This window comes from Nibrella saemangeumensis, assembly GCF_039541915.1.
Classification (GTDB): domain Bacteria; phylum Bacteroidota; class Bacteroidia; order Cytophagales; family Spirosomataceae; genus Nibrella; species Nibrella saemangeumensis.
On record NZ_BAABHD010000012.1, the window covers coordinates 142447 to 154841 of the forward strand.

Here is a 12395-nt window from a genome sequence, read left to right on the forward strand (position 1 = left end):
AAGCAAAAAGGGCGGCCTCGATGGCCGCCCTTTTTGCTGTACTTTACGCAGGTTGTGTCTGCATCAGTCGGGTCATCAGATCAGCGATCCGGCTTGAGTAGCCGTACTCGTTATCATACCAACCTACCACCTTAGCAAAGTTACCATTCGCTGCCGTCAGCTTTGAATCGAATATGCAGGAATGCGGATTACCCACTATATCAGCCGACACAATAGGATCGACACAATACTCCAGAATACCTTTTAACTGATTGTCGGCAGCAGCTTTCACCGCGTTATTGATTTCTTCTACGGTTACTTCGCGCTTCAGAATAACGGTGAAATCCGTAAGTGACCCATCGGGTACAGGAACACGCATCGCGTTGCCGTCCAGTTTACCTTTCAGGTGAGGTAAGACAAGACCTACTGCTTTCGCTGCACCAGTGGACGTCGGTACAATCGACAAGGCAGCAGCACGGGCTCTGCGCAAGTCGGAGTGTGGGGCATCCTGGAGATTCTGGTCAGCGGTATAGGCATGGATTGTAGTCATGTATCCTTTTTCAATGCCGAAAGCATCGTCCAGAATTTTTGCCATTGGAGCCAGGCAGTTCGTTGTACACGAAGCATTGGAAACGATAGTTTCTTCCCCGGTCAGGGTATCTTCATTGACGCCTAATACAACAGTAGGTATATTGCCTTTAGCAGGGGCGGAGATCACCACCTTTTTAGCCCCTGCCTGAAGGTGCATACCGGCACCGACCTCATCAACAAAACGTCCGGTTGATTCCAGTACTACATCGATATTTAAATCTTTCCAGGGCAGATTTTTGGGATCGCGTTCTGCGTAAGCGTTAATACGGATGCCATTTACAGTAAGACTATCGTTATCCGAAGAAATGTCTCCGTTAAACCGGCCATGCACTGAATCATATTTTAAAAGGTGCGCCAACGTGGCATTATCCGTTAAATCATTGATGGCAACTACCTCGATATTTTCTTTTTCGAGTAGAGCTCTGAATGATAAGCGGCCGATTCTGCCGAATCCATTAATGGCAACTCTTATTTTGTCCATTCCGATAATATAGTTTGGTTCTACGGCTCAAAGATAGTAAAGGCTGTAGTACCAGAATACTGTTTATTGTTAGTATTTTACTAATGTTTAAACCATTAATTTTAGTAAATCTTAGTATTTATACTAAATAAGTTAACATATTTTGCTAAAAATTACTAATTATAATGGTATTAGTATATAGTTTTACTAAAATTATTTTTATTGCTCTACCTTAAGGATCGGAGAGAAGTGTTCTTCTGAAATAAGTAAAGCTAAAGGCTTGAATTAAGGTTTCTGTAAAGACTTAATGTATCACAAACCACTTCGCTAACCTATAAGCTCGGAAGCCCGGCATCGAGCCGGGCTTCCGAGCTTTACAAGTAATCCAACTAATACTATTTAATACCGAAACCAACTCTAGCCGGTTATAGGCACGTCCTTCAACTTCTTTGCCACGAGCTTAATACTCGGTCCATTTCGCTCAACCGACCGTTCAACGGCACAGCTGCGTTAAGTACCAGGACAGTTTCATAACCATACCTGCTAATCGGTTCGATTATCTGGTACACTCTCTGATCAACCTTATATATTCATTTGACTTTGCTTGACCTTCGAACTACGCCTAATTCGCCAGACAATCACTGCACTCAATATTAATTGACATATTGTCAACTTACATCGACCTTATAAATTCATTAAGAAACAGCCCACTTCCAATAAACCCCTTATTATTGCACTCAAAACCAAAACAAGCGTACTAATTCTAACTGCTCCTAATGTCTTTATGGGGGTCCAAATAAAATTCTGTTTATTTTAAGGCCGCTTTTTTTCATAAGGTTAACAGCTGTGATTTTGAATCAGTTAGCATTAGTTACCTACACTTTTTCTTTATCTTATTATGTCTTACCAAAGCACAATCGAGCAAGTCTGGACCGACAGAAATTTGCTTTCTGCACCCTCATCACTGACTGCAATCCGCGAGGTGGTCAGCCTATTGAACAATGGGGAAATTCGCGTTGCCACACCACCTGCCAGTGAAGGCGATAGCTGGGTGGTGAATGAATGGGTGAAGAAAGCCATCCTGCTTTATTTCATCAGTCAGCAGATGAATCCTGAGGAAGTGGGTATCTTCACCTTCCACGACAAGATTCCGCTAAAGCGCGACTTCCAGGAAAAGAAGGTCCGTGTAGTGCCGCCGGCCGTTGCCCGGTTTGGTTCGTTCCTGGCGCCTGGCGTAATTCTGATGCCGTCGTATGTTAACATCGGAGCCTACGTTGATGAGCGGACAATGGTTGATACCTGGGCTACCGTAGGCAGTTGCGCACAGATTGGAAAAGACGTTCACCTGAGCGGTGGCGTTGGAATAGGGGGGGTTTTAGAGCCACCACAGGCAGCTCCCGTTATTATTGAGGACGGAGCCTTTATAGGCTCCCGCTGTATTGTTGTAGAAGGCGCACACATTGGTAAACGCGCCGTACTTGGAGCAGGGGTAACGATCACCGGCTCGTCTAAAATTATTGATGTGACAGGATCAACTCCCACGGAGTACAAGGGATTTGTGCCTGCTAATTCAGTCGTAATTCCGGGCAGTTATACTAAAGAATTCGCAGCTGGTTCCTTCCAGGTGCCCTGCGCGCTGATTATCGGCCAACGGAAAGAATCCACAGATCTAAAAACATCTCTTAATGATGCGCTCCGCGAGAACCAGGTGGCTGTATAAAACTTCCAAATAATTACAAATGTAATTTACATTAATATTATGCATTTAAAGCCGTGATTTATCTTGTTAAATCACGGCTTTTTAATTTTGTAATCTAATTTAACATTATAATAAATTTATGTTTGTAATTTAATATCATAAATTTACTTTTGTTTCAAAACATAAAATTTACAAGCATGAACATCAATGACAAAATTAAACAGATCCTGATTGACAAGCACTTATCTCCTTCATACTTTGCCGATGAGATCGGTGTACAACGGTCAAGTATCTCACATATTCTTTCCGGGCGGAACAGACCCAGTTTCGATATAATTCAGAAAATAATCCGCCGTTTTCCTGATCTGGGTTATGATTGGATACTCGAAGACGATTCACAATCGTCAACTAACACGGCAAATCCTGCACCAAAACCGGTTTCCAGACGCGAAGAAACAGCCTCAGTATCGCCCTGGGAAAACAATTTATCCGCTGCCATTCCGCGGCAACGTCGGGTTGAAATCACACCCGTTAGTACGCCACCACCTGCGGCCGAAACCACAACCCCCAGGCAGGATAAGAAAATTGAGCGTATTTTGATATTTTACACCGACGGAACCTTTCGTGAATTTTCTCCGGAATAAAACCTGCTAAAGTTTCCTTACTTTTGTGTTGTCAGTACGGTGTCCGGAATCTATCATGTTTTCCGGGCTTAATAGGGAAACCGGTGCAAGACCGGTGCTGTCCCCGCAACTGTATGCTAGTAACTGTCGGCTTCTGACACTTCATGCCACTGCCCGTTTGGGTGGGAAGGCACCAGCCGATATGCAAGCCAGGAGACCTGCCGTATAGATTCCGACGTTCGATTGTTTCGGGTGTAGACCAACGAACTGTATGCTTTATTACTTTATATATGGTAGTAGCCGGCAATAACCGGGATAAGCTACGGCATGGCCGGACAATTCGATTGCATTCCTTAATCCCGGTCTGGCTGACCTCAGCAGGAATGGCTTTCGGACAGGAAATGATTTCTGATCGTACGTTGGATACCGTCCGTATTACCGAACGCGCCCAGAAAACGTTTACCGTTGGTCGATCCGTGACGGTACTGGATTCAGCACAATTACACCTTGCGACCCTTACTCACCTGGGTCAGGCGCTGGAGCAATTCTCGGCTATACCCATCCGGAATTACGGAAACGGCATGTTGAGTGTTCTGTCTGTTCGGGGAACCGGCTCCGGTCATACAGCTGTTAACTGGAACGGACTATCCATCAATTCGCCCATGCTCGGGCAGCAGGATTTATCCCTTATCCAATCCATTTCCTTCGACCAAGCTTCCATTCAGTGGGGCGCTACCAGTACATTAGTGGGCACCGACGCCGTTTCGGGAGCGGTTTTACTAAGTTCAAAACCGCACTGGCAATCCGGCCTCAACGCTCAGGCATCGGTGCAGGCGGGCAGCTTTGGCCGGAAAGGTGTACAAGTTGCGGCCCGGTATGGCAACAATCTGGCTCGGCTGACCGGTCGAACCGGCTTTGCCTGGCTGGATATACAGAATAATTTCCCTTACCGGAACACCTCGCGTTTTGGGCAGCCGGTGGAGCGCCAAAAACACGCTGGTATACGCCAGTTCTCGGCCGTTCAGGATCTTTATAGCAAGCTTGGCGACCGGTACTATGTATCCCTGAACAGCTGGTACACCGGTGCCGACCGGCAACTGCAGCCAGGAATTGGCATAACGGGCCAGGAAACCCAGAAGGACGATGCCCTCCGCCTGGTTGTATCCCTGGTAGGCAGCCACAACCGGCGCAGTTCGCTTATACAGATAGGGCACACAACCGAATCCATTCATTATACTAACCCCATTGTCCGCACCAACGACCACTCCGTAGCCAACCAGACCCAGTTACGGCTGGAAGAACAATGGCAGCTGCGGGATCACGTAGCAATATGGCAAGTCAAAGCCGGCGTAGAAGGAGCAGCTGCAACAGCTAACGTTCCGGCCTATCAGGTTAAACAGAATCAGTGGCGGGCTGATGGCTATGGTATGGCCACCTATGAGAACAACCGCCTGAGGGTATCCGGTCAATTGCGTAAAGGCTGGGTTACCGGTTTTGATCCACCGGTCGTCCCCTCATTGGGGGCAGATTATCAGCTGGTATCCGGTGATAAACTAACTTTGCTGGCTAAAGTTCATCTGTCACGGGTATACCGGGTCCCTACGTTGAACGATCGATACTGGCGACCGGGTGGAAATTCAAATTTACGTCCCGAAACCGGCTGGAGTCAGGAGGGAGGAGTGTTGCTTTCCAGTAAATCAGCGCTATCAACTACCTCCGCATCTGATTGGGAAGCGTCTGCTACCGTTTATCATGCCCTGGTTTATGACTGGATACTCTGGAGACCCAATGCTAATGAAGGTTACTGGTCGGCGCAGAACCTCCAGACGGTACGTAGCCGGGGGGTAGAAACGTTCTTTTCTGTCAGGCAGCGTACAGGCAAGGGACATCTCACTAGCCGACTCCACATCAACTACAACCGGATCAGCCAGGCGCATAATACTGGAGCGGCACACGCACCTGCAGCGGGTAATCAATTATTGTATGCCCCCCTGGTTACTATAAACCAGCAAAATCGCTTCGTATACAAGGCTTGGGAAGCAGGCATCCAGACCAACTATACTAGCCGCCGGTATACATTAACAGATAACAGTACTTTTTTACCGGGCTTTATGATGGTAAACGCTCAGTTGAGTCGGGAAATATACTGGGGTAAAAAGTTACTACGATTGTTTTTCTCAGGCTATAACCTGACTAATGTAACATACCAGACTGTTGAAAACCGGGCTATGCCGGGCTTGAATTATAACATCACACTTTTCGCTAATTTTAATTAGATTAATTCTAAATATAATAATGAAGAAAATATCCATACACCACATTTTAGTTATTACAGCTTTCCTGGGTAGCCTATCTGCCTGTAAAGTGAATACAGAAGTGACAGTAGAACCTTATGAGAGCGGAGTTCTGGTGCTCGAAGAAGGCGGCTTTACCAAGGGCAATGCCTCAGTTAGCTTTATTAATCGACAAACGGGTCAGATTACTCCTGACATTTTCAAAAAGGTGAATAGCCGGGCTATTGGTGATGTGTTGCAATCGTATACCGAACTGGCCGGACGAGGGTACCTGGTTGTAAACAACAGCAACAAGGTTGAAATTGTCGATGCAAATACGTTTAAATCTGTTGGATCCATTGAAGCCGGAGTAGATCAATGCCGGTATATAGTACCGGTGTCAAACGAAAAAGCATACGTAAGTTGCTGGGGAAATTCTCCGAATGGATCCGTAGCTGTCGTGGATCTGGCTAATAAGGTAGTAGTAAAACAAGTTATGACCGGAGTCGGGCCGGAGGGGATGCTTGTCAAGGGATCGGATTTATACGTTGCCAATTCGGGGGGATTTGACACCGACAATACGGTTAGTATCATAAATACCCAAACCGATGCCGTAACCTCAACCATTACGGTAGGAGATGTGCCCACGCATTTGGTCATCGATCGGAATCAGGACATTTGGGTCTTGTGCAGCGGCAAGCCAACCTGGAACAGTCCTGATAGATTGACAAAAGCAGAGCTGATCCGGATCAATTCAAGCACCAAACAGATTGTCGGACGGATAACCATTGGGGGCAAAAACATTAACGGAAACCCCGACAATCTCATCATCAACGGCGACGGGACGATGCTGTATTTTACGCTCAACAATGCCGTTTACAGCATGCCGGTTTCTGCTGCAACGGCACCCATTGACACGCCACTGATCCGGAAAAATCTGTACGGCCTTGGCTACGACAATGCGACCAACACCATTTATGGTGCGTATGCCGGTGACTTTTCCCAAAACGGCTACGTGTACCGGTACCGCACGGGTGGCCAGGTTATTGACTCGTTGCGGGTTGGCTTGATTCCGTCGGGCTTTTACTTTAAATAAAAAATCCACACCTAATGCACACTGTGGAAAAAAGAAACGATAACCAGTAGTGTGTGCACAGGTACCTATCCACAAGCCATTGATAAGGCAAAAAAGACCGGCTCGATGCCGGTCTTTTTTGCTGTTATTCCGCTGGTATTAGGTAAAAATAAGGCCTAAAAATGCCTATTTCAGCCTAAATCCTTATATATGAATACTTTAGTGTTCCACGTGGATAACGTGTGAATTAGTTGTGGATAAAAAGAACTACTTTAGTTGTATAATTTATATTATGTTAAGTAGATTTTGTAAAAATAAGGCAGCCTGTTTATTGGCTGCCCTACTATTCGTTACTTAGACTCTACACAAACAACCTTCTTCTCCTCAAACTGCTTCAGGATATCCCGAAGGCTATTCAGGTTTTCGTTCAGGTCTTCTTCGGTATCTTTGATCGACTTGGCTTTCTCCAGGTACGGCAGCGCCTGCTTGAAACGACCACAAGCCCGGCCTTCAACTTCTTTACCTTTCGCCTGATACTCCTTCATGTCCATGTTGCTCAACTGACGGTTCATCGCAACCGCTTCGTTAAAGTACAGCGCACCCATGTTGAAGTTAGCATCGTAGTTGTTCGGGTCTACCTGCAACGCACGGGTATAATAGTCTTTCGCTGACGTACGATACTCTTGCTGACGCTTGGTCAGATCAGCCAATTTCTGCTCCGGATTATCAACACCCGTCTTGGGCTGATTCTGCTGCGCCTGGATGTCTTTCTCTGTTTGGGCGATCTCAGCCTTCTTATCGGTAATCATCTGATTCACCTGCGTAAGTTGCCGCTTCACATCAGCGTTCTTCGGCTCCTTCTTGGCACGGGCGCTCAACCGGGTCACTTCACCCTGCATGGCCGATAACGCATCTTTCTGAGTAGTCAGCTGCTTGTTCAGATCCGGACCTTTCTTTACGCTCTCACTCACCTTCTGGATCTCTTTCTCGGCCTCATTCGCTGAGTTGTCGTACAGGATACCCAGGTTCAGCAAATTCTGCGCGTTGTTGGGCTCACGCTCTACCAGCTGCTTCATACTGGCGATAGCCTCATCCATCCGACCGGCGGCCAACATGATGTTTACCCGCTCCGCCTGAAGATCCTTGTTCGTCGGTAATACCTGCAAACCCTTCTCCAGCGTAGCCAGTGCCTTATCTACGTTCTTCTCCTGGCGGTAAATATTGGACAGTGTATAAATAACACTGGGGTCTTTACCGCCAGCCGTCATGTAACGCTCAAACTGCTCTTTCGCCACAGCCATATTCTGAGCCTGCTGGGCTGCAATACCAGCATACAGCGCTGCGGTGGTATCTTTTGGCATTACCTCACCGGCCAATGCCATCAGTTTGGTCGCGTCGGCAAAATTTTTAGCCTGGTACTTAGCGGCACCGGTCTGCATAAACGCATTGTACATACCCTGCCCCTTCATGGCTGTCTCCGCTTCCTTTGCCAGCTTACCAGGGCCGCCCTTCTTATCTTTATCTAACTCAATTACTTTCTTATAGGCGTCATAGGCTACCATGGCGGCATTTGAATCCAGCTTTACAAACTGAACGGCAATACTTTCGTACGTTTTAGCCCGATCCATCCAGGTACTTGCTTTGCCCGAGGCCTTCGCATCGGTAATCGCCTTATCACTCTTTTCTTTGTCCTTTGCTACGCTCTGCTCAAGTGCAGCATCAAGGCCCTGAGCATACACTCCCGCCGAAAACATACTCGCCAGCAGGAAGAACGAAAGTTTTTTCATGTGTTAATCTTTTGGTTGACTTTTGATATAAAAACGAAATTTCGGAAAGTACCGTATATTTTACGGGAATATCAAGCGGTTAACTCAGATGTCGGCTCGTCGCCGGTCTCCCCATCAGCAGCCCCGGCAGCCGTTGCTACCTCACTGGCCGGCAGACTTCCCTCCTCGTCGTCCCGTTCAATTTTGGTCACCGATGATATCTCATCGCCTTCGTTCAGCCTGATCAGCTTTACACCCTGCGTATTCCGGCCAATGACCCGGACCTCTTCGACCGGCATCCGGATAATGATGCCTGATTTATTAATGATCATCAGGTCATCGTTATCGCCTACTTCGAGAATGCCCACCAGCTTACCAACCTTTTCGGTTACCTTAAGAGTTCCCACACCCTTGGCTCCGCGATTGGTGACGCGGTACTCTTCCACATCGGAACGCTTGCCGTAGCCTTTCTCCGATACAACCAGCAACTGGGCATCTTCACGGCTAATGCACACCATGCCGATCACCTTGTCGTCCTTGTCATCCTCACTTAGGGTAATACCGCGCACCCCGGCCGCCGTCCGGCCCATCGGCCGCACCCGGTTTTCGTTGAAACGCACCGCCCGGCCCGAACTCGACGCAATGACCAGGTCATTGTTGCCGCTGGTCAGCGCCACATCCAGCAACCGGTCTTCCTCATCGATGGAAATAGCGATAATACCGTTCTGACGCGGACGTGAGAAGGCTTCGAGCATGGTCTTCTTAATGGTGCCCTGCTCGGTACACATCACAATAAAGTTATTGTTGATGTAGTCGGCATCCTCCAGCGTCTTCACGTTGATAACTGCCCGTACCTTATCGTCCGACTCAATGTTGATCAGGTTCTGGATGGGCCGGCCTTTCGACACCTTGCTGCCTTCCGGGATCTGATGCACGCGCAGCCAGTATAGCCGCCCTTTCTGCGTAAAGATCAGCAGGTAGTTGTGCATGGTGGCCGGGAACAGGTGCTCGGTAAAGTCGGCGTCTTTGGTGGCAACGCCCCGTGAACCAACTCCTCCCCTGCCCTGTGACCGGTACTCGGTCAGCGGAGTCCGCTTCACGTACCCTTCGTGCGAAATGGTAATTAGCATCTCATCGTCCGGGATCAGATCCAGGTCGTCAATGTCTCCGTCGGCAAACATCTCGATCTTGGTCCGGCGCGGGTCACCATACCGGGCCTTCAGGTCAATCAGTTCGTCTTTGATGATCTGCCGCTTCCGCTCTTCACGGGCCAGAATGTCTTTGTAGTCGGCGATTTCGCGCATCAGCTCGTCGTACTCCCCTTGGATCTTATCGCGCTCCAGGCCGGTCAATCGCTGCAGACGCATATCCAGAATGGCCTTGGCCTGCACCTCGCTCAGCTCGAAACGGCTGATCAGACCGGCTTTGGCCGCATCCGGATCTTTGGCACCGCGAATCAGTTTAATCACCTCATCGATATGATCCAGCGCAATGAGCAGACCCAGCAAAATATGCGCCCGCTTTTCGGCTTCGCGCAGTTCGTACTGGGTACGGCGCGTGATAACCTCAAAGCGGTGATCGACATAATGCCGGATCATGTCTTTCAGGTTCAGCATCATCGGCCGGCCTTTCACCAGCGCCACGTTGTTGATCCCGAACGACGACTGTAGCGCCGTGTATTTATAGAGGTTGTTCAGGACAACGTTGGGAATGGCGTCCTTTTTCAGGTCGTACACCACCCGCATACCGTCGCGGTCCGACTCGTCGCGGATCGCCGAGATCCCTTCCAGTCTCTTCTCATTGATCAGCGCGGCCGTTTTCTCCAGCATCATGGCTTTGTTGACCATGTACGGAATCTCGGTCACGATGATCTGCTCCTTGCCGGATTTGGTGGTCTCGAAGGTAGCGTTGGCCCGCATGATCACGCGCCCCCGGCCGGTCCGGAACGCCGAGCGTACGCCGGTCATGCCGTAGATGGTACCGCCCGTCGGGAAATCGGGAGCCTGAATGATCTCCATCAATTCCTCGACGTCGACATCCTGATTGTCCAGGTACGCCACGATACCGTCAACCACCTCCGACAGGTTATGCGGAGCCATATTGGTCGCCATCCCTACCGCAATACCCGACGAGCCGTTGAGCAGCAGGTTGGGCAGTTTAGCCGGCATGACGCTTGGCTCTTCGAGCGAGTCGTCGAAGTTCGGCTGGAAGTCAACCGTTTCTTTATAAATGTCATTCAGAATTTCTTCGGCAATCCGCTTCAGCCGCGCTTCGGTGTAGCGCATGGCGGCCGGTGAGTCGCCGTCGACTGAGCCGAAGTTACCCTGACCGTCAACCAGCGGGTAACGCAGTGACCAGTCCTGGGCCATCCGCACCATGGTGTCATACACCGATGAATCGCCGTGGGGGTGATACTTACCCAACACCTCCCCTACAATACGGGCCGATTTCTTATAAGGCTTGTTGTAGTTGACGCCCAGTTCGGCCATACCGAACAGTACCCGCCGATGCACCGGCTTCAGACCGTCGCGTACGTCGGGTAATGCGCGGGAAATAATTACCGACATCGAATAATCGATGTAGGCACCGCGCATTTCGTCCTCAATGTTAATGGGAATGATGTTGTTAGGCACCTCCGTGCCGTTGGTTTCTTCCGTCATATAAGAGAGGGGAGTTTCACAAAATTTTCCTATTTAGCACAACCTCTTCGGTAAGTGGTAGCGCTAGTATACAAATATACAAAATTTTTAGGAAAAAGTAAAATAAAGGCTGGAAATGGCCTTTATGGTCGGTACATTCCACGCAGGCAGCACCTTGCGTTAACCCCTCTCCCCTACCCGGCCCGCAGCTGACAGAAAAAAAACGGCCTATATTTTATACAATTCATTAGACCCTTCCAGCATCGAAAAAATCAACTATCGCGATATTCACCCCTGCCGCTTCTTCATGCTGTACCCAATGGGTTGCCTCCTCAAAATAAACCAGTTGTCCGTCGGTGCAGTAATTCAAACTCAATTGCGCCATTTCGGCCATCAGAAAACGGTCCTGCTTTCCCCAGAGAACTAGTACCGGTACTTGGATAACCGAATTAACTCGTTCCACTGGGCGTTTCTGTATGGCTGCCCGATACCAGTTCACCATCGACCGAAAGGCGTTTGGCTGCGCCCAAGCCTGTTTGTACTGCGCCAGATCCTCCCGCCTGAATGTACCCGGCCGGCTGGTGCCTAACAGGGTCTGAACCATAAACCCGTACTGCTTCCATTTAATCAATGTCTCGGGCAACCAGGGTAGTTGAAAAAAGAAGATATACCAGCTACGGGCCAGCTGTCGCGGCTGCCGCAACGCAAACCGCTTCATCACCCGCCAGTGCGGTACATTCAGGATTACCAGCTTATGCAGTCGTTCCGGATACCTAGCCGCCAGCCGCCAGGCAACCATAGCGCCCCAGTCGTGCCCCACCAGGAACACCTGCTGCCGGCCGGAGGCATCGATCAGCCCCAGTATATCATCAACCAGGGTATCGGTCTGGTACGCTCCTACTCCATCCGGCTTGTCGCTCAGGTTGTAGCCGCGCTGGTCCGGTGCCCATACCCGGTAGCCGGCCTCTGCCAGAAACGTTATCTGTTTTCTCCAGCCGTACCAGAATTCCGGAAAACCGTGCAGTAAAATCACCAGCAGCCCATCGACCGGACCGGCCTGTACCACATGCAGCCGGACGCCGTTGGTGGTCGTGAAATGGTGCTCCATAAGCTTATAATTAGCTATAACAGACAAAGGTAATTTTAAAGAATCTTTATAACTATCTCTCTATTTACGGACTAATCAGAAGTAGCATTTGTACTTTTTCAATAAAGCGAAATTTTTTAAATAAAAATCAATGTTACTTTACCGAAAACAATTAATCTGATCCTGTATTTTCATTACTTGGT

At 49.0% G+C, this 12395-nt stretch carries 8 protein-coding genes and 1 riboswitch; of the genes, 4 read left to right on the top strand and 4 right to left on the bottom strand.

The features are described 5' to 3' along the window. Positions 1–43: 43 nt before the first annotated feature. A complete protein-coding gene (gene gap, locus ABD949_RS05935; protein ID WP_345241545.1) occupies positions 44–1051 on the bottom strand; it encodes a type I glyceraldehyde-3-phosphate dehydrogenase in 1008 nt (335 codons plus the stop codon). An 877-nt stretch (positions 1052–1928) separates the two neighbouring features. Between gap and ABD949_RS05940 the strand changes: the two genes are divergently transcribed. The 4 genes from ABD949_RS05940 (at position 1929) to ABD949_RS05955 (ending at position 6721) form a co-directional block, all read left to right on the top strand. Further along, positions 1929–2750, top strand: coding sequence for a 2,3,4,5-tetrahydropyridine-2,6-dicarboxylate N-succinyltransferase (locus ABD949_RS05940; protein ID WP_345241547.1), 822 nt, complete (start codon positions 1929–1931; stop codon positions 2748–2750). A 176-nt stretch (positions 2751–2926) separates the two neighbouring features. After that, positions 2927–3373 carry a helix-turn-helix transcriptional regulator gene (locus ABD949_RS05945; RefSeq protein WP_345241549.1) on the top strand — a complete coding sequence of 149 codons (447 nt, stop codon included), beginning with the start codon at positions 2927–2929 and terminating at the stop codon, positions 3371–3373. A gap of 20 nt (positions 3374–3393) precedes the next feature. Beyond that, a riboswitch (cobalamin riboswitch) is annotated at positions 3394–3592 on the top strand. A 143-nt stretch (positions 3593–3735) separates the two neighbouring features. Further along, the gene (locus ABD949_RS05950) at positions 3736–5628 is read left to right on the top strand and encodes a TonB-dependent receptor plug domain-containing protein (RefSeq protein ID WP_345241551.1); all 1893 of its coding nucleotides are present in this window, start codon (positions 3736–3738) and stop codon (positions 5626–5628) included. 100 nt (positions 5629–5728) lie between these two features. Next, on the top strand, positions 5729–6721 hold the full coding sequence (locus ABD949_RS05955) for a YncE family protein (RefSeq protein WP_345241552.1): 993 nt from the start codon (positions 5729–5731) through the stop codon (positions 6719–6721). A gap of 329 nt (positions 6722–7050) precedes the next feature. Here the strand turns inward: ABD949_RS05955 and ABD949_RS05960 are convergent, their stop codons facing one another. The 3 genes from ABD949_RS05960 to ABD949_RS05970 all read right to left on the bottom strand — a co-directional run bounded on the left by ABD949_RS05960 (position 7051) and on the right by ABD949_RS05970 (position 12213). Next, positions 7051–8487 carry a tetratricopeptide repeat protein gene (locus ABD949_RS05960; protein WP_345241554.1) on the bottom strand — a complete coding sequence of 479 codons (1437 nt, stop codon included), beginning with the start codon at positions 8485–8487 and terminating at the stop codon, positions 7051–7053. Positions 8488–8558: 71 nt separating this feature from the next. Beyond that, on the bottom strand, positions 8559–11126 hold the full coding sequence (gene gyrA, locus ABD949_RS05965) for a DNA gyrase subunit A (RefSeq protein WP_345241556.1): 2568 nt from the start codon (positions 11124–11126) through the stop codon (positions 8559–8561). A 226-nt stretch (positions 11127–11352) separates the two neighbouring features. Further along, complete coding sequence (locus tag ABD949_RS05970; protein WP_345241558.1) at positions 11353–12213, bottom strand: alpha/beta fold hydrolase; 861 nt, start codon at positions 12211–12213, stop codon at positions 11353–11355. Positions 12214–12395 lie beyond the last annotated feature (182 nt).

Bases quoted from the DNA above. Each gene is read 5' to 3' on its own strand.
- ABD949_RS05940 (WP_345241547.1), top strand. From the start codon at position 1,929: ATGTCTTACCAAAGCACAATCGAGCAAGTCTGGACCGACAGAAATTTG.
- ABD949_RS05945 (WP_345241549.1), top strand. From the start codon at position 2,927: ATGAACATCAATGACAAAATTAAACAGATCCTGATTGACAAGCACTTA.
- ABD949_RS05950 (WP_345241551.1), top strand. From the start codon at position 3,736: ATGGCTTTCGGACAGGAAATGATTTCTGATCGTACGTTGGATACCGTC.
- ABD949_RS05970 (WP_345241558.1), bottom strand. From the start codon at position 12,213: ATGGAGCACCATTTCACGACCACCAACGGCGTCCGGCTGCATGTGGTA.
- gyrA (WP_345241556.1), bottom strand. From the start codon at position 11,126: ATGACGGAAGAAACCAACGGCACGGAGGTGCCTAACAACATCATTCCC.
- ABD949_RS05960 (WP_345241554.1), bottom strand. From the start codon at position 8,487: ATGAAAAAACTTTCGTTCTTCCTGCTGGCGAGTATGTTTTCGGCGGGA.
- gap (WP_345241545.1), bottom strand. From the start codon at position 1,051: ATGGACAAAATAAGAGTTGCCATTAATGGATTCGGCAGAATCGGCCGC.